The sequence below is a fragment of the Gluconobacter oxydans DSM 3504 genome, assembly GCF_000583855.1.
Taxonomy (GTDB): domain Bacteria; phylum Pseudomonadota; class Alphaproteobacteria; order Acetobacterales; family Acetobacteraceae; genus Gluconobacter; species Gluconobacter oxydans.
Window position 1 is genome coordinate 2,318,454 of sequence record NZ_CP004373.1, and the last position, 22,106, is coordinate 2,340,559.

General features: G+C 61.5%; 19 protein-coding genes. 12 read left to right on the forward strand and 7 right to left on the reverse strand.

Going from position 1 to position 22,106, the window contains the following annotated elements; all coding sequences use genetic code 11:
* Nucleotides 1-51 precede the first annotated feature (51 nt).
* From GLS_RS10260 to cyoD, 5 genes are all read left to right on the forward strand, one after another.
* Nucleotides 52-822, forward strand: a complete 771-nt coding sequence (locus tag GLS_RS10260; protein ID WP_041112147.1) for a Bax inhibitor-1/YccA family protein — start codon at nucleotides 52-54, stop codon at nucleotides 820-822.
* Between the two features lie 447 nt (nucleotides 823-1,269).
* On the forward strand, nucleotides 1,270-2,208 hold the full coding sequence (gene cyoA / locus GLS_RS10265; protein WP_011253429.1) for a ubiquinol oxidase subunit II: 939 nt from the start codon (nucleotides 1,270-1,272) through the stop codon (nucleotides 2,206-2,208).
* 7 nt (nucleotides 2,209-2,215) lie between these two features.
* Nucleotides 2,216-4,204 carry a cytochrome o ubiquinol oxidase subunit I gene (gene cyoB / locus GLS_RS10270; RefSeq protein WP_041112148.1) on the forward strand — a complete coding sequence of 663 codons (1,989 nt, stop codon included), beginning with the start codon at nucleotides 2,216-2,218 and terminating at the stop codon, nucleotides 4,202-4,204.
* A gap of 18 nt (nucleotides 4,205-4,222) precedes the next feature.
* Nucleotides 4,223-4,840: a cytochrome o ubiquinol oxidase subunit III gene (cyoC, locus tag GLS_RS10275; protein WP_011253431.1), complete on the forward strand. Its 618-nt coding sequence runs from the start codon at nucleotides 4,223-4,225 to the stop codon at nucleotides 4,838-4,840.
* Nucleotides 4,840-5,175 carry a cytochrome o ubiquinol oxidase subunit IV gene (cyoD, locus tag GLS_RS10280; RefSeq protein ID WP_011253432.1) on the forward strand — a complete coding sequence of 112 codons (336 nt, stop codon included), beginning with the start codon at nucleotides 4,840-4,842 and terminating at the stop codon, nucleotides 5,173-5,175. Before cyoC ends, cyoD begins: the two co-directional genes overlap by 1 nt.
* 174 nt (nucleotides 5,176-5,349) lie before the next feature.
* Here cyoD and fdxA read toward each other — a convergent pair whose 3' ends face one another.
* The 3 genes from fdxA to GLS_RS10295 all read right to left on the reverse strand — a co-directional run bounded on the left by fdxA (nucleotide 5,350) and on the right by GLS_RS10295 (nucleotide 8,608).
* Nucleotides 5,350-5,682 (reverse strand): ferredoxin FdxA, encoded by a 333-nt coding sequence (gene fdxA / locus GLS_RS10285; RefSeq protein ID WP_011253433.1) that lies wholly within the window; start codon nucleotides 5,680-5,682, stop codon nucleotides 5,350-5,352.
* A gap of 92 nt (nucleotides 5,683-5,774) precedes the next feature.
* The gene (locus GLS_RS10290; RefSeq protein WP_011253434.1) at nucleotides 5,775-6,053 is read right to left on the reverse strand and encodes an RNA-binding S4 domain-containing protein; all 279 of its coding nucleotides are present in this window, start codon (nucleotides 6,051-6,053) and stop codon (nucleotides 5,775-5,777) included.
* Entirely contained in the window at nucleotides 6,050-8,608 is a 2,559-nt protein-coding gene (locus GLS_RS10295; protein ID WP_052327659.1) for a helicase-related protein, read from the reverse strand. Before GLS_RS10295 ends, GLS_RS10290 begins: the two co-directional genes overlap by 4 nt.
* 98 nt (nucleotides 8,609-8,706) lie before the next feature.
* Here GLS_RS10295 and GLS_RS10300 point away from each other — a divergent pair, with 98 nt between their 5' ends.
* Nucleotides 8,707-10,098, forward strand: a complete 1,392-nt coding sequence (locus GLS_RS10300; RefSeq protein ID WP_041112150.1) for a leucyl aminopeptidase family protein — start codon at nucleotides 8,707-8,709, stop codon at nucleotides 10,096-10,098.
* Between the two features lie 303 nt (nucleotides 10,099-10,401).
* Nucleotides 10,402-10,803, forward strand: coding sequence for a MarR family transcriptional regulator (locus GLS_RS10305; RefSeq protein WP_024717011.1), 402 nt, complete (start codon nucleotides 10,402-10,404; stop codon nucleotides 10,801-10,803).
* A gap of 14 nt (nucleotides 10,804-10,817) precedes the next feature.
* On the opposite strand, the gene GLS_RS10310 is transcribed toward GLS_RS10305, so the two are convergent.
* Complete coding sequence (locus GLS_RS10310) at nucleotides 10,818-11,789, reverse strand: glycosyltransferase family 4 protein (RefSeq protein WP_041112151.1); 972 nt, start codon at nucleotides 11,787-11,789, stop codon at nucleotides 10,818-10,820.
* Nucleotides 11,790-11,876: 87 nt separating this feature from the next.
* Between GLS_RS10310 and GLS_RS10315 the strand changes: the two genes are divergently transcribed.
* Genes GLS_RS10315 through GLS_RS10325 form a run of 3 tightly spaced genes read left to right on the forward strand, consistent with a single transcriptional unit; the run spans nucleotide 11,877 to nucleotide 15,399 of the window.
* Nucleotides 11,877-13,835 (forward strand): polysaccharide biosynthesis protein, encoded by a 1,959-nt coding sequence (locus tag GLS_RS10315; RefSeq protein ID WP_041112152.1) that lies wholly within the window; start codon nucleotides 11,877-11,879, stop codon nucleotides 13,833-13,835.
* Nucleotides 13,832-14,974, forward strand: a complete 1,143-nt coding sequence (locus tag GLS_RS10320; RefSeq protein ID WP_041112153.1) for a DegT/DnrJ/EryC1/StrS family aminotransferase — start codon at nucleotides 13,832-13,834, stop codon at nucleotides 14,972-14,974. Before GLS_RS10315 ends, GLS_RS10320 begins: the two co-directional genes overlap by 4 nt.
* A complete protein-coding gene (locus GLS_RS10325; protein WP_041112154.1) occupies nucleotides 14,971-15,399 on the forward strand; it encodes a hypothetical protein in 429 nt (142 codons plus the stop codon). The genes GLS_RS10320 and GLS_RS10325 overlap by 4 nt, the downstream gene beginning before the upstream one ends.
* An 80-nt stretch (nucleotides 15,400-15,479) precedes the next feature.
* On the opposite strand, the gene GLS_RS10330 is transcribed toward GLS_RS10325, so the two are convergent.
* From GLS_RS10330 to GLS_RS10340, 3 genes are all read right to left on the reverse strand, one after another.
* A complete protein-coding gene (locus GLS_RS10330; RefSeq protein WP_041112155.1) occupies nucleotides 15,480-16,625 on the reverse strand; it encodes an AI-2E family transporter in 1,146 nt (381 codons plus the stop codon).
* A 150-nt stretch (nucleotides 16,626-16,775) separates the two neighbouring features.
* Nucleotides 16,776-18,554: a Hint domain-containing protein gene (locus GLS_RS10335; protein WP_041112156.1), complete on the reverse strand. Its 1,779-nt coding sequence runs from the start codon at nucleotides 18,552-18,554 to the stop codon at nucleotides 16,776-16,778.
* A 240-nt stretch (nucleotides 18,555-18,794) separates the two neighbouring features.
* Complete coding sequence (locus GLS_RS10340; protein WP_041112157.1) at nucleotides 18,795-20,702, reverse strand: ABC-F family ATP-binding cassette domain-containing protein; 1,908 nt, start codon at nucleotides 20,700-20,702, stop codon at nucleotides 18,795-18,797.
* 146 nt (nucleotides 20,703-20,848) lie between these two features.
* Here GLS_RS10340 and ndk point away from each other — a divergent pair, with 146 nt between their 5' ends.
* Nucleotides 20,849-21,271 (forward strand): nucleoside-diphosphate kinase, encoded by a 423-nt coding sequence (gene ndk, locus GLS_RS10345; RefSeq protein ID WP_011253445.1) that lies wholly within the window; start codon nucleotides 20,849-20,851, stop codon nucleotides 21,269-21,271.
* A gap of 141 nt (nucleotides 21,272-21,412) precedes the next feature.
* Nucleotides 21,413-22,084, forward strand: coding sequence for a glutathione S-transferase (locus GLS_RS10350; RefSeq protein WP_041112158.1), 672 nt, complete (start codon nucleotides 21,413-21,415; stop codon nucleotides 22,082-22,084).
* Nucleotides 22,085-22,106: the final 22 nt, after the last annotated feature.

The window sequence follows — 22,106 nt, forward strand, 5'->3', positions numbered from 1 at the left end:
CGGGTTCGTCAAGCGCCCTTTTCAGAAGGGCATCTCATTGGAAAAGGTGTCATGGCTTTCAATACCAACTTCAGCAGAGCCGGTGTGCAGGCCGGAGCCGGCAGTCTCGATGCCGGGCTTCGTGCTTATATGTGCCGGGTCTTCAACTGGATGGCGCTTGGTCTGGTGATCACGGGACTGGTCGCCTATGGCGTGGCGCAGACATCCCTGCGCGCTCTCTTCTTCCATCTGGCAGAGATGCCGAACGGTGCCATTGTTCTGCGCCCGACCCTGCTGGGGGGGATCAGCATCTTTGCGCCGCTTGTGTTCGTGATGGTCCTGTCCTTCGGGGTCAACCGTCTGTCCCGGCCGGCCGTGCAGGGGATTTTCCTGCTGTTCAGTGCGGCGATGGGGGCGAGCATGGCCAGCCTTCTGCTGAGCTATACCGGCGTTTCCGTGGCCCGCACCTTCTTCGTGACGGCCATTACATTCGCCGGAATGTCGCTGTGGGGATACACGACCGGCGCCAATCTCGCTCGACTCGGTTCCTTCCTGTTCATGGGGCTGATCGGGATCATTCTGGCGTCCGTGGTGAACATTTTCCTCCACAGTTCGCCGCTTGCCATGCTGGTTTCCATAATAGGTGTGGGGCTTTTCACCCTACTGGCAGCGTATGACACGCAGCGCATCAAGATCACGTACCAGCAGTACATGGCTTATGCTGGTCCAGAAGATGTTGCGAAGCTGAGTGTCTATGATGCGCTGACGATGTATCTCAATTTCGTGAACCTGTTTCAGTTCCTGATCCAGTTCATGGGGGTTCGCTCAGGTAACAACGACTGAGATTACTATCTGCGCGATATTGGAGATCCTGAAAGGGGCGGCAGTTGATGCCGCCCCTTTCTGCTTTTTGGACCAAAAAAGTCTTGAATTATTTCCGCGAATTCTAAACGAGTTTACATTAAAAATCGGTAATGTTCAGGCTTAATGAAAGTCGTAATTAGATCAAATGTGGCGAAAAACAGCCATTTCACTCTGACGTCCATTTTGGGGGAGTGCTCACGAAATCCGTGATAAGCCTTGTCTTTGAGGCGATTCAGGCGGAAAAAACCTGAGGAACCGGGACAGCCGTGTCCCATGCTGAATGAATTTCAGGGTCGGATCTTTGATCCGGTTCCTGACGTCAGGATACGAACGAGAAAGGTAGCAGACTATGGCAGCGTTCGGCGGCACTGATGCGGACCTTATCGTGTCAAACCGTTTCCCGGCGACTACTGCAAGCCGGAACGGATGATGAAAGCAGGACCGATGAAAAAACTCTGGCGATATCTCCCAGCGTTGCCGGCGCTGATGCTATCGGGTTGTACGGTTGATCTGCTTCAGCCGCGCGGCCCGGTCGCAGAAATGAACCGCGATGTCATGGTGGCGGAATTCGTCATCATGATGCTGGTCGTGGTTCCCACCTGCGCCGCGACGCTTTATTTTGCGTGGAAGTATCGTGCTTCCAACAAAGAGGCCGAATACCTCCCGACCTGGGATCATTCGACCGCAATCGAATATGTCATCTGGGGCGTTCCCGCCATCCTGATCGCCCTTCTGGGTGCCATCAGCTGGTGGAGCACGCATGCTTATGACCCGTACCGCCCGCTTCAGACGGCTGACAACGTCAAGCCCCTGAATGTCCAGGTGGTCTCTCTCGACTGGAAGTGGATGTTCATCTATCCGGACCTGGGGATCGCAACGATCAACCAGCTGGATGTTCCGACGAACACGCCGCTGAACTTCCAGATCACGTCTGATTCCGTCATGACGTCGTTCTTCATCCCCCGTCTGGGTTCGATGATCTACGCCATGCCGGGTGAACAGACCCAGCTGCATCTGCTTGCAAGTGAATCCGGGGATTACCTGGGTGAGGCTTCACAGTTCAGCGGCCGTGGTTTCTCGGATATGAAGTTCCGTACCCTCGCCATGGATCCGGCTCAGTTCAACGACTGGGTTGAGAAGGTGAAGAGCGGAAGCGAAAATCTCGACGACACCACATACCCGAAATATGCTGCACCGCAGGAAGCTGCACCGGTACAGTATTTCGCGCATGTCCAGCCGGATCTCTTCGACGGCATCGTTGCCAAGTACAACAACGGCATGATGGTGGACAAGAAGACGGGCAAGGTCATGCACATGCAGTCTGCTTCCAACGCTGCACCGTCCGACACTGGCATGAAGGAATAACCGACAGATGCTCGGAAAACTCTCCTTATCAGCCATACCGTTGGATGTGCCGATTCTTGTCGGTACGTTCATTGGTGTTGCTGTCATCGGTCTCGCCGTACTGGGTGCTGTCACCTATTATGGCAAATGGGGCTATCTCTGGCGTGACTGGCTGACGACTGTCGACCACAAGCGTCTTGCCGTAATGTACATCATCCTGGCGATCGTCATGCTGTTCCGCGGTTTTGCGGACGCCATCATGATGCGTACCCAGCTCGCGCTGGCTTACAAGGGTAATCCCGGTTACCTGCCGCCTCATCACTACGACCAGATCTTCTCCGCTCACGGCACCATCATGATCTTCTTCATGGCGATGGCGTTCATGACGGGCCTGATGAACCTGGTTGTTCCCCTTCAGATCGGTGCTCGCGACGTTGCGTTCCCGTTCCTGAACTCGCTCAGCTTCTATATGACGCTGGTCGGTGCCCTGCTGATCAACATCTCGCTGTTTATCGGTGAGTTTGCCCAGTGCGGCTGGCTGGTTTACCCGCCTCTGTCCGAAATGCAGTTCAGCCCGGGTGTTGGCGTTGACTACTATATCTGGGCCGTTCAGATCTCCGGTGTCGGTACGCTGCTGACGGGCGTGAACTTCTTCACGACCATCGTCAAGATGCGTGCGCCTGGCATGGGCTGGATGCAGATGCCGGTCTTCACCTGGACCGCGTTCTGCACGACCGTTCTGATCATGGTGTCCTTCCCGGTTCTGACGGTGACGCTGGCTCTGCTCAGCCTTGACCGTTACCTCGGCATGCACTTCTTCACGAACGATGCCGGCGGCAACGTCATGCTTTACCTCAGCATGATCTGGACCTGGGGCCATCCGGAAGTTTACATCCTCGTCATCCCGGCGTTCGGTGTTTTCTCCGAGGTCACTGCAACGTTCTCCCAGAAGCCGCTCTTCGGCTACAAGACGATGGTGTACGCCACGTGCTCCATCATGGTGCTCTCCTTCGTCGTGTGGGTGCATCACTTCTTCACCATGGGTGCCGGTGCCAACGTCAATACCTTCTTCGGTATCATGACGATGATCATCGCCGTCCCGACGGGTGTGAAGATCTTCAACTGGCTGTTCACGATGTATAAGGGCCGCGTGGAATTCACGGCTCCGATGCACTGGACGCTCGGCTTCATGATCACCTTCTCCATCGGTGGTATGACCGGTGTCATGATGGCCATGCCGGCCGCTGACTGGATCCTGCATAACTCCCTGTTCCTGATTGCCCACTTCCACAACGTCATCATCGGCGGTGTGTACTTCGGCTACATCGCGGGCATGGGTTTCTGGTTCCCGAAGGCTTTCGGCTTCAAGCTGAACGAAGCCTGGGGCAAGCGCGCTTTCTGGTGCTGGTTCGTCGGTTTCTACCTGGCCTTCATTCCGCTTTATGTCCTCGGCCTCGAAGGCATGACGCGTCGTATGAACCACTATGACAACCCCGACTGGTATCCGTGGATGCTCGTTGCTGAAGTTGGTGCAATCGTTATCGCTCTCGGTATCGTCTGCCAGCTCACGCAGCTCTACGTTTCCATCCGTGACCGTAACCTGCCCGAGAATCTTGATCTGACGGGTGATCCGTGGAACGGCCGTACGCTGGAGTGGTCCATTTCCTCTCCGCCGCCGGCTTATAACTTCGCGGTCATTCCTGACATTCATGGTCTCGACACGTTCCACACCGAGAAGCAGCTGGGTCTGAAGGCTCACGGCAAGCCGCTGGCTCCGATCCACATGCCGAAGAACACATCTGCTGGTGTCTTCATCGGTCTGTTCAGCTTCATCCTCGGTTTCGCTTCGATCTGGTACATCTGGTGGCTTGCTGCCATCGGCCTGATCGGTATCGTTGCAACCATGATCCTGCGCAGCGCCAACCGCGACGTCGACTACTATGTCCCGGTGAGCGAAATCGAGCACAACGAGGAAGTCTATTCTCGTCGTATCGCTGCTGCGCAGGCAGCAGAGTAAGAGGGGCGCATAAGACTTATGGCTCACGAAGCAACAATGTCGCCTCTGGCACACGCTGACGACCACCACGGGGAACACCACGAGTCCCCCAACGTGTTCGGCTTCTGGCTCTACCTGATGACGGACTGCGTCCTGTTCGGGTCGATCTTCGCTGCCTTCGCGGTCCTCCGGAACCAGTTTGCCGGTGGCCCGTCGGGCAAGGAACTGTTCGACCTGACGAACGTGGGGATCGAGACGGCTATCCTGCTGTTCTCGTCCATCACGTACGGCTTCGCCTCGCTGAACGCGCTGGCGAAGAACAAGAAGATGGTCCTGCTCTGGCTGGCCGTTACGTTCGTGCTGGGTGTTTCCTTCGTCGGTCTGGAGCTGAACGAGTTCAGCTCCATGATCGCAGAAGGCAATGGTCCTGACCGCTCCGCATTCCTCTCCGCGTTCTTCACGCTGGTTGGAACGCACGGTCTGCACGTCACCTGCGGCCTGATCTGGATGGTCGTTCTGATGGTGCAGATGATGGGTCCGCAGGATCTGTCCGAGCGTATGATGAACAAGCTGGCTTGCCTCAGCCTGTTCTGGCACTTTCTTGACATCGTCTGGATCTGTGTCTTCTCGTTCGTCTATCTCGCAGGTGTGATGTAATGACCCAGGCTCCTACCACCACGATGACGGGTGACAGCCACGGCTCTTATCCGTCCTATCTGATCGGCTTCGTTCTGGCCGTGATCCTGACGGTGGCATCCTTTGCCGCTGTCATGACCCACGCCCTCTCCCCGGGGATGACGATGGCAGCACTGACGGTTCTCGCCGTCGTGCAGATCGTCGTCCACCTGGTGTTCTTCCTCCACATGAACACCAGCACCGAGCAGAGCTGGAACCTGATGTGCTTCATCTTTGCTGCGGCATCGGTGATCGTCATCATCGGCGGTACGATCTTCATCATGCACGACACGGCCATCAACATGATGTCCCGCTAAGGTTTCTTTCGAAACCTGAGGGAAGGGCTGACAGGAGAAATCCTGCCAGCCCTTTTTTTGTGCCCGGCTTTCTTTGGACTTCAGTCCGCTAAGGGCGCTGAGCTGGCGATCGGGCATAAAAAAACCCGGTCTCCTGGGAGACCGGGTGAAAGATGCCGCCAAAGAAAAGCGGGGTCAGTCCTTGTGGGGCGCCTCGGACAGCATGGCGGCCTTGCCGGGCTTGTCTTTCCATTCTTCGGCGTCCGGCATGGCGTCGATCTTGCGGGTCATGTTCGGCCACTGAGTCGAATATTTCGCGTTGATCTCGATCCACGGGGCGGCGCGGTTGTCGCTGTCCGGGAAGATGGCCTCTGCCGGGCATTCCGGCTCACACACGCCGCAGTCGATGCATTCGTCAGGATTGATGACGAGGAAATTCTCACCGGCGTAGAAGCAGTCTACGGGGCAGACTTCCACGCAATCCGTGAACTTGCAGCGAATGCAGTTTTCGGTGACCACATAGGTCATTGACGTCTCCGATCGTCTTGCTGGTCCGGCATCCGGCCGGTTTCATCCGAGCGGGATGATATGCGAAGGTTTGGCCTCAGACGCAAGCATCGTCAGCCGTCTTCTGTGATGGCTTCATAAAGAAGTGCGGCTTCTTTTGCCGGACCGCGGCGTTCACCAAGATCCAAGACGCGCCACACGCGCACTTCTCCGCCAGAAACGGCCGGAAAAGTCAATATGTCGCCAACGTGAAGTTTGGCATGGGGCTTGCTGGTCGGCTGCCGGTTGATGCGGATGCGGCCTTTGCTGACGATGGCGGCGCAGAGGGGGCGCGTCTTGGCGACGCGGGCGTAATACAGCCACTGGTCCAGCCGCTGGTAGTCTTCGCTCATGGACGGATTTTTTCCCTGAGAGCTGCGAGTGCTGCGAAGGGGCTGTCGGTTCGGGGAGGGGCCGAACGTCTGGGCGGTGCGTGGTGTGGTGCGGATCTGCGCCGACGTGATGCCCGGGTCTGGCGGTCGTTCAGGATCATGAGCGGACGGGGCGGCCCTGCATGGGCGGATGAGGGGGCTTCGGCCGGCTGGTGTGCGATGCCGAGGCCTTTGAGAATGGAGGGAAGCATGTCGGCTTTCACGCCCAGTCTGGAGGCCAGGCTGAGCGGGGCGGCGTGGTCGTGGCGGACGGCGAGCTGGTGCATTTCCGCGATACAGCGCTCCGCGATATCGAGGCGCAGGCCGGTGTCGCCTGCCCGGATCCAGCCGAATTGCCCCTGGATATCGCTCCAGGGCAGCGAGACGCGCCCGGGCGCGGTTGGGCGGATCGGGGTCTTGTTGTGCAGGGCATGGAGAAGGCCCAGAAGCGCGAGCGGACGGGTCCGGAAGAGGGCGGGGCAGTAGATCGAGAAACGTCCGACCTCGACGCCTCCCTTGCGCAGTCTGCTTTTCAGGGCCGGGGAAAGTGCGTGGTCTTCGGGGAGGGTTTCGGTGATGCCACCGTCTTCCATGAGGCGGTGCAGGATCGCGCGGAGCTGGGGTTCGCGTTCGGCGAGGGCCTGACTGCGGTAGAGAGGCTTGAGATCCCGCTGGATGAGCTGTGCCACAAAGTCCAGCAGGCGCGTTTCGACATGGGTTTTCTGGACGGTGTCGGTGAACTCTGCCGGGAAAAGCTGGATGGCGGGGCGGAGCAGGGAGGGGCCTGCGGCGAGGCGGCCGAGGCGTGTGTCTTCCCAGAAGAGTTCGCCGTGTGTGGTGTCCAGTCGGAGGGATGTGTCGGGTGCGTCCTGAAGCATGCGGATACGACGCGGGATTTCGTGCAGCAGGGCCTTGCGGCCGGCGCGAAGGATGATCTGGCGGTCGGGGCCTGCGGCGACATCCGTTTCCAGGGTGAAGCCACGGATGCGGCCGATGCTGTGGCCTTCGACGAGGACTTCACCGTCGGGTTTGACCGCTGAGAGCAGGGTGCGGTCGCTGTCACTGTCGAGGCGGCGAAGGAGCGTTGTGGCGCGGCGGTCCACGAAGCGGGCGGTGAGGCGTTCGTGCAGGGCGTCGGAGAGCAGGTCTTCGACTTCGCGGGCGCGTTCCTGCCACATCGCGGAATGGCGGCTCCATTCGGTGCGCGCGGCGACGTAGGAACAGACGCGCACCCCGGTGAGGCGGTGCATGAGTGTGTCGATATCGCCTTCGGTTTTGGCCAGGCCACGGATATGACCTTCCATCCAGTTGGCGGGGACGGAGCCTTCCTTGAGCAGATGCATATAAAGACGCGCGCAGAGACGGGTGTGGCTGTCGTCGCCGAGTTTGCGGAAATCGGGGATCTGGCAGACGTCCCAGAGCAGCATGGTGGCGCGTTTGCCCCGGGCGCTCTCGCGGATGTCCGGATCGAGCATCAGGGATTCGAGTGTGGTGACGTCCGAAGCCACGCGGCCTGCGGTCAGGCCACGCAGCGGTGGCGGTCGGGTCAGGCTTTTGAGCAGGTTTGCGGGGTTGGTGAAGTCCAGTTCGTGGTTGCGCCAGTAGAGGCGCTGGATCGGGTCGAAGCGGTGCTGTTCGACGGCTTCGACGAGGGCGCTGGACATGGGCGGGCAGTCGGCCGTGGTGCCGAAGGTGCCGTCTTTCATGCCGCGCCCGGCGCGTCCGGCGATCTGGGCGATTTCCTGTGGGAACAGGGGGCGGGGGACCGTGCCGTCAAACTTGCTGAGCTGCGCCAGGGCGACGTGATCGACGTCCATGTTCAGGCCCATGCCGATGGCGTCGGTTGCGACGAGATAATCGACTTCGCGGTTCTGATAGAGCTCGACCTGGGCGTTGCGGGTGCGGGGGCTGAGCTGGCCCATGATGACGGCACAGCCGCCGCGACGCCTGCGGATGACTTCGGCCAGTGCGTAAACCTCGCTCATGGAGAAGGCGACGATGGCCGAACGGGGCGGCAGGCGGGAGAGCTTGGTGTGTCCGGTGCTGCTCAGGCTGGAGAGGCGGGTGCGGATGTCGATCTCGATGCCCGGGACGAGTTTCTGGAGCAGCGGGCGGATGGTTTCGGCGCCGAGGAACAGAGTCTCGACCGTGCCGCGCGCGTGAAGCAGGCGGTCCGTGAAGATGTGGCCGCGATCCGGGTCCGAGGCGAGCTGGATCTCGTCGATGGCGACGAACTCGGCCTTGCGGTCCAGCGGCATCGCTTCGACGGTGCAGGAGAACCAGCGTGCTCCGGGCGGGACGATCTTTTCCTCGCCCGTGATGAGGGCGACGTGACGCTCGCCCTTGATTTTGACGAGGCGCTCGTAGTTTTCCCGGGCCAGAAGGCGCAGGGGGAAGCCGATGATGCCGGACGCATGGGCCATCATGCGCGTTAAGGCATAATGGGTCTTGCCGGTATTGGTGGGGCCGAGGGCAGCACGGATGCTGGCTGGCATGGTATGATGACCGGACGAGGTTCCGTGGAATGCACCCTTCATGTCTGAATGGTCGGGTGCCTGCGGGGCAAAAGCAAGCATCTGAAGCCCATCCGGATGATCTTTATCGGGCGGGACCTGTATTTGAGGAAGAAAGTCTTATGAATCCGCATCCCCAGCTTCCCTTCGTAACCTCTGCGGACGCGGCTTCGGCCCGTCTGGTTCATCTGGTGGCCTGTGAGGACAGTGCGACCGTCTCGCGCCTTCTGGGGGAGCATGCGGCGTTTCTTCAGGGACAGGGATTTTCCGCAAAGGACGGCGCTTTCACGCTGCTGCCGGGTGACGGGGGCGTGGGGTCGGCGATTCTGTGTGTGGCGTCCGCACGGGTCAATGATCCGGTGGCTTTCGGCAAGCTGGGGACGGCTCTGCCGGACGGGGACTGGACGGCGGTGCTCCACGGGCTTGATGAGGGGGCGCTGGAGAGCGCGCTGCTCGGGTTCTGCATGGGGGCGTATCGTTTCAGTCTGGGCGAGGACAAGCCTGTCACGACGCGGATGGTTGTGCCGGATGAGGCAAAGCGGCTCGTTGCGCTGTCGAAGGCGCTGTGGTTCGGACGGGATCTGATCAACATGCCTGCCAATCTGCTGGGGCCGCGGGAGCTGGCGGATATGGCCGGTGCGGCGCTGGTGCATCGCGGGGCGAGCGTCAGTCTTGTGGATGGGGATGATCTGCGGAGTGCGTATCCGTGCCTGGCGGAAGTGGGCGAGGGGTCGGAGCGCAAGCCGGTCGTGGTCGTGGCGCGGTGGAAGGCCCGTGAGGGTGCGCCACGCGTTTCGCTGATCGGCAAGGGCGTGTGTTTCGATACGGGCGGGTACGATCTCAAAGGCGCGGCGGGCATGTTGCGCATGAAGAAGGACATGGGCGGGGCAGCGCTGATGCTGGCCGTTATGTGTGCTGCGATCGACCTGGGGCTGGATGTGGATCTGGAACTGTGTCTGGGCTGTGTCGAGAACAGTGTGTCGGGTCATGCCATGCGGCCGGGGGATGTGCTGCGGACGCGCAGTGGCAGGACGGTCGAGATTGGCAATACGGATGCGGAAGGGCGTCTGGTGTTGTGTGATCTCATAACGGAGGCGTCTGAAAGCCGTCCGGATGCCATTCTGGATGCTGCAACCCTGACGGGTGCTGCGCGCGTGGCACTCGGTCCGGATGTGCCCGCGCTGTTCAGTAATGACGATGAACTGGCATCACTCATTCTCGAATCGGGAAAAACGACCGCCGATGTAATGTGGAGAATGCCGCTCTGGCATGGCTATGATGCATGGCTGGATAGTAAAGTGGCTGATTTCGGAAATGTGACATCACAGCCGATGGCGGGGGCCATTACGGCTGCGCTCTATCTTCAGAAATTCGTTCCGGATGGCCAGAAATGGGCGCATATCGACACTTATGCGTGGAATGACGGCGCCCGGCCGGGCCGTCCCGAGGGCGGAGAAGTGCTTGGTCTTCGGGCAATTCTGGAGAGTTTGTCACGAATTCATAATAATTCCTGAGCTTCCATAAAGCGTTTCACTCGGCAAACAGTGTGGCCGAGCGACGGAGTGTTGAAAGATTAGGGTGTCAAACGCGCTTCAATCAGGCATACGCCCTTTTATCGTTTCGATGCAGAGTCATCGTCCACTGGATTGTTTTGGAACCCGTATGCTTGCGTATGCGTTTCGAATCACCACTTGAATGCCACTACGGTCTCTCCGGACATGGAGAGGCAGAGACAATTTCACGTCGACCCTCATCCCGTCGGCTCCTGTTATGGGATCGGACAACAGATGAGGGAGGGACTGCTTAGGAGAGAGATCATGCCCCAAGCTACCAATGATCAGATGCTCAACCTTCTGTGCGACACCATCGTTTCCATGGTCCGTCGTGACGGGCCCGACCTTTCTGCCCGTCAGCTCGCTGTTTTCCTGACCTGCTATCTGCGGGACGGGGCGCACACGGTTCGTGGCCTGGCGCTGGAACTCAAGGTGTCCAAGCCTGCCATCACCCGCGCTCTCGACCGTCTGGGCGAACTGGACCTGGCGCGCCGCAAGGTTGATCCGCTGGACCGTCGTTCCGTGCTGGTGCAGCGCACGCTGAAGGGCTCCACCTTCCTGCGCGAAATGCGCGCCGTGATGGCGGAAGCTTCCGGCACGCGTTCGACGCGCACGGAACGCGCTTCGGCTTCGGTCGAGCGTCTGAGCAGCCGTCGCGCTGGCTGATTTAAGCCGCTGGGTTACCAGCGGTCCTGCACGCGGGTTCTGGCCCGCGTGCAGACATATCCTGTCCACGCAAGCTGTGGCAGGACGATCATCAGAACCATCGTGATGATCTGACCTGTGGCGAAAGCCGCAGCGCCCCAAAGGGCAAATCCCCAATAGAGACATGTAACGAGCGGGACGGGCAGTCCTGAGCGGACGGCCAGCTGATAGAGATGGCCGCGATGGGCCTGTGCGAGCCTGTCACCGGCGCGTGCCCGGCGTGCGAGCGTGAACGTCACATCCCACAGCACGCCCGAGAGCAGGGCGATGACGAGCACCGCGCTGCCTGTGCCAAAGCCGGTCATGCCGCCCCAGGCGATGGCGAGGCCAATTGGCTGGCTGCCGACATCGCCCATGAAGATCCGCGCCTTCGGAAAATTATAGGGCAGGAAGCTCAGCAGGCAGACGGCGAGCAGGACGAAGGCGACGGGCATGAGGCCTGTGCTGGCGAGAACCAGGGCGGAAATGGCCATGACGCCCGAGGCCAGTCCATTGATGCCATCGATGAAATTAAGGGCGTTCGTGATGAAGACGGCAGCCAGCACGAAGGGGATCAGTTCGGGCAGGGTTGCGCCCGTTCCGATGGCCGCGGCGATTGCCGCCACGAACTGGGCCGCGAGCTTGTAGCGCGCGGGGAAAGGGCGGACGTCATCGAGCCATGAGACCGTGCCGAGCAAGATCATGCCGATCAGAAGCCCCGTGATGGCAGGGACGATGCGCATCGACGCGTGGGCCTCGTACAGGGCGGGAGGCAGGCAGAGGATGAAGGCGCCGACGATGCCGACCCCGCCGCCTTTGGGCGTCGGGCGCGTATGGGAACTGCGGGCGACGGGATGGTCCAGAACGCCAGCGCGGATCATGAGCAGGATCAGGAGATTGCACAGGACAACGGCGGCGATGCAGGCGAGCGTGACGCCGCTGGTCAGGTTCTGGAAAGAAAAGGGCATGGGACGACTTTATGGGAGGGAGGCTTTTGGCGCTATAAGGGGCGCGTGACATCCGTTCATCCTACAGGGCCCACATCCCAGGCCTCAATGCCCCCTTCAGGCGCGGCCCCGCGCTCTTCGATGCCGGCGCGGCGCATCGCTCTCAATGTGGTGCTGGATGGAGTCGTGTCCGCGGCTGCGGCGCCGGTGGCGCGCTGGCTGGCTGATCCGGCAGGGGGGTGGCTTCATCCGTTGTGGTTCATTGCCGGGGGCGGGATCACGCTGCTGGTGGGGGGGCTGCCGTTCCGTATCCCGCAGCAGTACTGGCGGTTTTCGGGTGTGGCGGACCTGTTCAATATCGCCTGTGCATCGGTTCTGAGTGCGCTGCTGTTTGCAGAACTGTTGCATGTTGCGGGGTATCCGCTGCCGACGCCGACTTTCCCCATCATTCATGCGCTGGTTCTGCTCGTGTTTCTGGGCGCCATTCGCATGATGTGGCGTCTGGCGGCGCGGCGCAGAAGTCTGGCTCTGGATGGCGAGCGCATCCTGCTGCTCGGAGCGGATCATGAAGCCGATCTGTTCATCCGGGCGATGGAGCGTGACAGCGGGAATAACCGCCGTGTGGTGGGACTGCTGACCGGGGGGGCGCAGCAGGCAGGGCGGCGTATTCATGACTGCCCGATCCTGGGGACGATCAGTGAGACGCCTGCCATTCTGGAGCGGCTTTTCGCAGCGGGGAAACTGCCGGATGCACTCGTCATTACGGCGGGGGAAATCAAAGGCCGGGAGCTGGCCCAGATCCTTGAAGCCGCGCGGGCTTATGATATCGATGTGCAGCGCACACCGTCGCTTACGGCATTGCAGCCGGCAGACCGGGTGGAGCTTCGGCCGATCGCGATCGAGGACCTGCTGAACCGGCCGCCTGTGGCGCTCGATTCGCAGGGGATGGCGCGGCTGATCTGCGGGCGCGTCATTGCCGTGACGGGGGCCGGGGGGAGCATTGGCTCCGAACTGGCGCGGCAGATTGCGTCTTTCCAGCCGGCCATGCTGCTGCTGATCGAGAGCAGCGAATATGCGCTGTGGCAGATCAATCTGGATATTTCCGAGCGTTTTGCAGACGTAAAGCGCCAGCAGATCATTGCGGATGTGCGCGACCGGCGACGTATTGCTGAGGTGTTCGGACTGTACCGGCCGCATCTCGTTTTTCATGCAGCCGCGCTCAAGCATGTCCCGATCGTGGAAGACAATCCGGTCGAGGGTGTGCTGACGAATGTGATCGGCACGCGGATCGTCGCGGATGAGGCCGAGCGGGCCGGGGCGCAGGCGATGGTCATGATTTCCACGGACAAGGCGGTCAATCCATCCAGTCTGATGGGGGCGAGCAAACGCTGTGCCGAAGTGTACGGGCAGGCGCTCGACATGCGGGCGCGCGCCGGGCAGGGCGGTATGCGCTGCGTGACCGTGCGGTTTGGCAATGTGCTGGGCTCTACAGGGTCGGTCGTGCCACTGTTTCGACGGCAGCTTGAGCATGGTGGGCCACTGACGGTCACGCATCCGGACATGACGCGCTATTTCATGACGGTGCCCGAGGCCGTGGGGCTGGTGTTGCAGGCGGCGGTGCGTGGCACGCATGAGCGTGCGCAGAACGATGCGACGGACCAGCGTCTCAGGCAGGGCGGTATTTTCGTGCTCGATATGGGTGATCCGGTGCGGATCATGGATCTGGCGTTCCAGATGATCCGTCTGGCCGGACTGCGGCCGGAGACCGATATCGAGATCCGCTTTACCGGGCTGCGGCCAGGCGAAAAGCTGTTCGAAGAGCTGTTTCACGGCCGTGAGGCGCCGGTTCCGACCGATGCGCCGGGCCTGCGAATGGCGTCTCCACGCACGGTCGATTTCAAGGTGGCGCGTGCTGCGATGGATGAGCTGGAGGCGGCCTGTCACGCGAGTGATCTGGGCGCGGTCATGGCCATCCTGTATCGGCTGGTGCCAGAATTTCTTCATAACCGTGACGGCAATACGCCGCTTGCGATGTCCCATCCCGATCCGGAGATGATAGCGCCATGACAAGGCAGATTGCTTTTCTCGACCTTCCCGCCCAGCAGGCGCGGCTGAAGGGCAGCATCCAGAAACGTGTGGACGCCGTCATGGCGCATTGCCGTTTCGTGCTTGGTCCCGAAGTGCAGGAACTGGAGCAGCGTCTGGCAGAGTTCGGCGGTGCGAAACATGCAATCGGCGTGTCGTCCGGGACGGATGCGCTGCTGATGGTGCTGATGGGTGAGGAGATCGGGCCGGGAGACGCAGTGTTCCTGCCGGCCTTCACCTATACGGCGACGGCGGAAGTCGTGCTGCTTCTGGGCGGCACGCCGGTTTTCGTGGATGTGGATCCGCAGACCTTTCAGATCAGTCTTGAGTCCCTGAAGGAGCGGCTTGAGGCCGTGCGTCAGGCCGGGGAGCTGGAGCCCCGGGTCGTGATCGGGGTGGATCTGTTTGGTCAGCCCGCGCCCTGGGACGAACTGAAGGCCTGGACGGCGCAGGAAGGTCTGACGCTGGTGGCCGATTGCGCGCAGTCATTTGGTGCGATGTATCATGGGCGTCGTCTGGGGCATGAGGCGAAGGCGACGACGCTGTCCTTCTTCCCGTCCAAGCCGCTGGGCGGTTACGGGGATGGTGGTGCGATCCTGACGGATGATGACGATCTGGCGGCGCTGTATCATTCCCTGCGCACGCATGGGGAAGGCCGCACGCGCTACGAAGTCGAGCGGATCGGGATCAACGGGCGTCTGGATACGCTTCAGGCCGCGGTGCTGCTGGCGAAGCTCGATGTGTTCGGGGAGGAACTGAAGCGCCGGGATGCGATTGCTTCGGCCTATGATGCTGCCATGCCGGAAGGCATTGTTCCGCCTGTGCGCGTTGCCGACAGCGAGAGTGCCTGGGCGATTTATACGATCCTGTTGCCTGATGCGGGCAAGCGGGATTCGCTTCAGGCGTTCCTGAAGGAGGCCGGTGTTCCGACGGCCATTTATTATCCCAAGCCGCTCCATCGTCAGCCGGCCTATGCGCCGCATCATGATGGTGCCTCGCTGCCGGTGGCCGAGGGGCTCGGTGCGCGGGTTCTGGCTCTTCCCATTCATCCCGAACTGACGGACGATGACGTCAGCTACATCATTGCAGCCCTTAACCGCTGGGCAGGAGAACAGGCGTGAGACGTGAACAGAAACTTCTGCTGGTTTTTGCGGCCCTTGTTCTCATTCCGGTGGGCATCATCTGGTTCGTGACCTGGCCGCTGCTGCATGCCTGGAAATTTCCGGAGGTGACGGCGGGGCAGCTGAGTGCGCCTGTCAGTCGTGAACTCACGGCGGATGAGGTTCAGAAGGTCAATCTGTGGCTGCAGTCGCATGAGACGGCGTGGGGACCGTCGGGTGAGCGTCCGCCTGCACCGGGTCAGGTCATTCTGGAAATGACCACGGCGCAGGGACAGCCGGTCATCGTGTCCATCTGGAAGCACAAGAAGCAGGACGACATTATCGGCGTTCAGCTTGAAAAGAACGGCCCGTACCGGATGAATGCCTTTCCGGATGCGCAGGTCATGGCGCTTCAGCCGGATGGTGCGCAGCAGCCTGCGAAGTAAGACGCCGAGAACGGTTCAGGCATAAAAAAGACCGGCCTCCTTTGGGAGCGCCGGTCTTTTTTTGTCCTTATGGAGGGGACTTACTTCTGCTGTTTTTCTTCCTGTTCCGTGACTTCGCCGACGGCGCGGCGGGTCTGGTTTTCGTCTTCGAGCGGTGCCGTGGCCTTGTCGCCCATGGCCAGTAATGCGGCCGTGATGGGGGACGCCAGGATCAGGCCGGGCGCGCCGAGGATGGAGCCGAAGACCGTCTGCGAGAGGATGGCGAGAGCGGGGGGCATGTGAACCGCGCGGCGCTGGATCAGCGGGGCAAGGACATTGCCTTCGAAGAACTGGATCACGCAGTACAGGATGCCGACAAACAGGGCTTCGTGGGTGCCGAGAGACAGGCCCAGCAGGACGGCGGGGACTGCGCCGAGAATGGCGCCGATATAAGGAATGAAGTTGCACAGGCCTGCCACGACGCCGAGCGCCAGAGCGAGCGGGATCCCGATCAGCGAGAGGCCGATCCCCGACAGCATTCCGACCACCAGCATGTCCAGCGCCTGTCCGGCGGTCCAGGCCCAGAGGGTGGATCCGGCGGTCAGCATCAGTTCCCGTGCAGCGGGACGGTGCTGGGTAGGGACGAGGCGCAGCATGCCATCGATATAGACGGCAGGGCTCAGTGCGAAATACAGCCCGGCGATCAGGACCACCAGAAGGGTTCCGAGGATGCCGAACACGGAGCTGAGCAGTCCCGTGACCGAACCTGCGAGGCCCGAACCCAGTGAGCCGAGGCTCGCGGTGCTCGCAGCATTGCCGCCCAGCGACGAGGGCAGGTGATCGAGGACCATCTGACCGAGCGTTGAACCGGAAAGATGGGTGCGCAGTTCGCCGGACTGGGTGATGAGGGCCTGTTTGAGGCGGATGAACTGGTCGCTGATGGCCGGGCCGCTGTACCAGCCCAGACCGAACAGGGCTACGAGGATCACGACAGTGACCAGGGCGACCGCTCCCTGATACGGGATGATGGAAACGTGACGCCGGAGCATGCGCGCAAGCCCGTGCAGGACGATCGCCACGAGGGCAGAGGCGAAGATCACGGCCAGGACGTCACCGATCAGCCAGATTGCCAGCAGGCCCAGTGTGAGGGTCAGCGCGATGCGCAGCAGACCGGCGATTCTGGACAGTTCCCGCGCGCGAGGTTCCGTCTCGCTGCGTTCTGCCGGATCGGAAAAGGAGATGGGCATGGGGAAGGTCTGTCCTTGGTCAGTCGTTGCCGACTGGCTTATGGGCAGAGGGAAGGGGGGTCAATGGCCCCCCTTCTTTTGCCGGCAGGCCCGCATGGGCGCCGCCGGCACTGCCGGGACCGGACGGAATGTCCGGAGCCCGGTCTGGCCTCAGGCGCGCCGGGCGACCGGAGCGGTGGTGTCTTCGACGGTGTAGGGGCCTGCTGCCACGATCTGCAGGGTCAGGACCGCTGCTGCCATGGTGTCGAGGCTGAGCGTGGCGTTGCCCGCCGTCCAGCGCATGGGGGCGACTTCACGGCCATGCCATCCATCGGCGTCCGTCGTGAGGTGTGTAGTGACCTGACGGGTGGAGGCGCTTTCGAACAGCGTCACGTCACCGACCAGAACGCCGAGATCGCGGCGGTCGTCGAGGAACGGTCCGACCACGTCACAGGGACGGCTGGTGCGGGACAGGATGCGGACATCGCTGACACCGTCCGGCAGGCTGAAGACGGCACGGTCATTGGCGATGCGGCTCGGGGCGAGTAGCGTTCCGCAGGGCAGCTGCAGGAGCAGTTCGGCATCCGTGGTCGTCGCTGCGGGAGCGGCGGTCACGTTGCTGCGGGCTGCGATGGCCGTCCAGACCGGCTCGACGCGGGTGCGATCGGTCACCAGTTCGGCGGCGGCATCGTGTTCCCAGCTTGCGGGGGCGCCACCGAAGGCAACGACGCGGCCGGTCTGCGTGAAGTTGCGACGGTTGCCGGTGTCGAGATACGATTCCGTTGCCAGGCCGTTGGCGAGAATGACGGAATGGCCGTCCGTCTCGACATGCAGGTAGTCGTAGGACGTGATGGCGTAATCCCAGACGATGGAAGCGCCGTTAACCAGCATGCGGGCTGGAATGAAGCCGCCATCGAGGAACAGGCAGTGTTCGCCGGTGACCAGAAGGTCGGTATGCGGAACGCCATCGGCGATCGCATTGGCGCGGATGCGGACCGGATAGCCGGCCTGGTCGTCGGGGAGACCGGCGCGGACGCGGGCATGGGCGCGGCCAACCCAGGTCAGGGTGCGGGTCTGGCCGTCCGGGGTGACGACGCTGTCGCCGATCTCGAACGTCTCGATAGCGCGTTCGCCATCGGGGGTGGCGATCAGGGTGCCCGGAAGGAAGCAGACTTCCTGAAGATGGACGAGCGTGCTGCCGTCGCTGTCGCGCGACAGGGTCACGGTCTGGCCTGCGTAGCCGCTGTAATTGTCAGCCAGCTTGAAGGAAATCTTCCCGTGGTTGCTGGTGATGACAAGATAGTCGTTGCTGATCGTGGCCGTCGTGCTGCTGTTGTAGCGCAGGAAGTTCAGGTCGAGCGTGCTGCCCGTGTAGAGCTTCGTGTTCTGGACGACGGAGCCGAAATTCACGACCAGCGTGCCACCGTTCAGAACCGAGGCGTTGCTGACGGTGCCCCAGCTCGAGACGGCAAGCGTGCCGCCGGCGCCGATGGTCGTGCCGTTTGCCTGGCCTGTCAGCACGTACTGCGTGCTGCCCTTGCCGACTGTCGTGTTGGTAGCGGTGCCGCCGAACACGACCTGATCGCCGCCGTTGAGGACGGTCTGCGTCGTGCTGCCGTTGGTGTAAACGGCTTCGATGCCGCCGCTTCCGACCGTCGTGTGGGAGGACGTGCCGCCCGAAATGATGGCCTGAAGGCTGTCACGGCTGATCGTGGCGTAGCTGGATGACCCGCCATATCCGACAACGACGGTGCCACCATTCACAATGGATGTCTTCGTGATGGAATCGCCATTGAGGACATACAGAACCCGGCCACAGCCGCTGACGGTCAGGCCGGAAGCAGACTGGGCGTGATGCGGACTGTAGGAGCAGCCGTTCGCGTCGTAGGAGGGAGAATGGAAGGGACGGCCGTAATAGCAGTCGGATGGAGCGTGATATTCGCGGGTCATGTGCTGAGTTCCTGTATAACGGCAGGTTTTTAGAGCTGGAGGTTCCTTCCATTCCGCGACCCGCATGTCGGATTGGAAAGAGTGCCTGATTGTAGTGACAGGTCAGGAACACCCTGCAGCTGTTGCCGGTCAGGACCGAAACAGGATGTTAACCCCCTGGAGACCCTATATCTCCCACAGTGGTTAACAAATAACAAATCATTTTTGTTAAGAGTTTCCTGTCAAGGAAATCTCAGGGCCTCAGCCGGTGGCATCTTCAAGCTCTGCCTGGGCCTCGAGCCAGCTTTCCTCAACGGTTTCGAGGCTGGCGTTGAGCGCGGCGAGATGGACGTTCAGGGACGTCACTTCCGTGGCATCGCCGGACTGATAGAGGGCAGGATCGGCGAGTCTGGCCTCGATTTTCGTCTTCTCGCCGGTGAGCTGGGCCATTTTGCTCTCCGCGTCGCGGATTTTGCGGCGCAGGGGCGCGAGGGCGCGGGTCTGTTCCTTGCGGTCGATCCGCTTCTGGGCTGACGAGGAGCCGCTGTTTTCTGATGTCGTGGTGACCTTGTTGCGCTCGGCCATTTCGGCGCGGGCCTTGCGGGCGCGTTCGAGGAGCCAGGCGCGGTATTCGGCCATGTCGCCCTCGAAGGGAGCGATCGTGCCGTCTTCGACCAGCCAGAAGCGGTCGGCGACCGATTCCACGAGATGGCTGTCATGGCTGATGAGGACGACCGCACCTTCGAACTCCGACAGGGCGCGGATCAGAGCGTCACGGGCGTCGAGATCGAGATGGTTGGTCGGCTCATCGAGGATCAGAAGGTGTGGGGCCTCGCGGGTGGAGAGGGCGAGAAGCAGGCGGGCCTTTTCGCCGCCGGAGAGCTCTCCGACCTTGGTTCCCGCGCGATTTTCATCGAGGCCGAACCGGGCGAGCTGGGCTCGGACAGCGGCGGGAAGCGCGTCCGGCATGGCGCGGCTCATGTGGTCGATCGGCGTGTCGGTCAGGACGAGCTCGTCGCTCTGGTGCTGGGCGAAATAGCCGATCTTCAGCTTGGGTGAATGCGTGTAGGTGCCCGACATGGGCTCCAGCCGGCCGGCCAGCAGCTTGGCGAAGGTGGATTTGCCGCGGCCGTTCTGGCCGAGCAGGGCGATGCGGTCTTCCATGTCCAGACGCTGGTTCAGGCCCTTGAGCACGACGCGCCCGTCATAGCCGAGACTGACATTGTTCAGGCTCAGCATTGGCGGGGGCAGGGGCTGCGGTTCGGGGAAGGAGAAGCGGGTGGGGGTGTCTTCCACGACGCTGTCGATCTGGGGAAGGCGTTCGAGGGCCTTCAGGCGGGCCTGCGCCTGCTTGGCTTTCGTGGCCTTGGCACGGAAGCGGTCCACGAAGGACTGCATATGGGCGCGCTGGGCAGCAATGCGTTCGGCGGCGCGGTTCTGCTGGAGGGCCTGTTCCGTGCGGATGCGGACGAAATTGTCGTATCCGCCGGGAGTGACGCTGATTTTCTGGTGATCGAGATGGGCGATGGCATCGACCGTGTTGTCGAGCAGGGAGCGGTCATGACTGACGATGATCGCGGCACCCGAGAACTTCGCGAGCCAGGATTCCAGCCAGAGCGTGGCCTCGATATCGAGATGGTTCGTCGGTTCGTCGAGCAGCAGCAGATCGGGGTTCAGGAACAGCGCCGTGGCCAGCGACACGCGCATCCGCCAGCCGCCCGAAAAGTCCGAGACGGCGCGGTTCTGGGCGTCCTGATCGAAGCCGAGGCCTGAGAGAATGGCACCGGCGCGGGCGGGGGCCGTGTAGGCGTCGATGGCGATGAGGCGTTCGTGGACGTCGGCGATGCGGACCGGGTCGGTCGCGGTTTCGGCTTCCGCAAGCAGGCGCGTGCGTTCGAGGTCGCCTTCCAGAACCGTATCGAGGATGGAGGTGTTGCCTGAGGGCGTTTCCTGTTTGACGCGGCCCATCGTAGCGCGGGCGGCAAGCGTGATGGTGCCTCCGTCCGGGGCGAAATCACCGGCGATTGCGGCCAGAAGGGTGGATTTTCCGGCGCCGTTCTTGCCGATCAGACCGATCTTGCGTCCCGGATCCACGCTGAGGGACGCATTGTCCAGCAGGGTGCGGCCCGCGATGCGGAGGGTCAGGTCGGTGATGGTGAGCAGGCTCACGGGCGCCTCGATCAGTCGGAAGAAAAGAAACAGGGGACGTTAAAATACTGCGACAGACCTATCAGGAACGATGAATTTGCTCTAGTGGAACGGCGGTATTTACCCGCTGGTCCCGGAAGGGGCCGGTCCTAACCAGGAGAAGAAAGATGGCTCTCGAGCGCACGCTTTCCATCATCAAGCCCGACGCAACCAAGCGTAACCTGACCGGCAAGATCAATGCCGTGTTCGAAGGCGCTGGCCTGCGTATCGTTGCTCAGAAGCGCATTCAGCTGACCGAGAAGCAGGCTGGCGCTTTCTATGCGGTTCACAAGGAGCGTCCGTTCTACGGCAGCCTCGTGTCCTCCATGATCGCCGAGCCGGTTGTCGTTCAGGTTCTGCAGGGCGAGAACGCCGTTGCCAAGAACCGCGAAGTCATGGGTGCAACGAACCCGGCCGACGCTGCTGAAGGCACCGTCCGCAAGCTGTTCGCCGAGAGCATCGAAGCCAACTCCGTGCATGGTTCGGACAGCCTCGAGAACGCGAAGAACGAGATCTCCTTCTTCTTCGCCGAGACCGAAATCCTGCCGTAATCTGCGGTTGGGACTTTCTGTCCTGAAGGAAAGGCGCGGGCTTCGGTCCGCGCTTTTTTTTATTGCTCCGTTTTTGCTCTCAGGGGCCGGGGCAACCTCGTGCTGCTTGCGACCGTTAGCTCCCGATCAAGGGAGAGCCCGATGCTTGTCGTCCATCATCTGAACAATTCCCGGTCCCAGCGTATTCTGTGGCTGCTTGAAGAACTCGAGCTGCCTTACGAGATCCGGTTTTATAAACGCGATCCGAAAACGATGCTGGCGCCTCCTGAGCTCAAGCGGGTGCATCCGCTGGGGAAGGCGCCTGTTCTGGTGGACGGGGATGTGGTGCTGCCGGAATCGGGAGCCATCATCGAATATGTTCTCAAACGGTACGGCAACGGGCGTCTGATGCCGGCGGAAGAGACGTCTGACTGGGTGCGGTTCGTGTTCTGGCTGCATTATGCGGAGGGCTCTGCCATGCCGCCGCTTCTGCTGAAGCTGATTTTCCAGATGCTGCCGGAGAAGGTGCCGTTCCTGCTGCGGCCTCTGGTCAGGAAAATTGCATCAGAAACCGAGAAGGGATTTGTGGATCCGCAACTGCGTCTGAACATGGATTTCTGGGAGAGCGAGCTTGCGAAAACCGGCTGGTTTGCCGGAACGGATCTGAGTGGAGCGGATATTCAAATGAGTTTTCCGCTTGAGGCCGCTGCTTCACGGGCCGGGGCGCTGCTTGGGCGGCCGAATGTGCGGGCGTTTCTGGAGCGGATCCATGCCCGTCCGGCCTATCGCCGGGCGATCGAAAAGGGTGGCCCTTACGCTTACGCGAAGCCGTAAAGGGCCACCGTTTCCGAAGCTG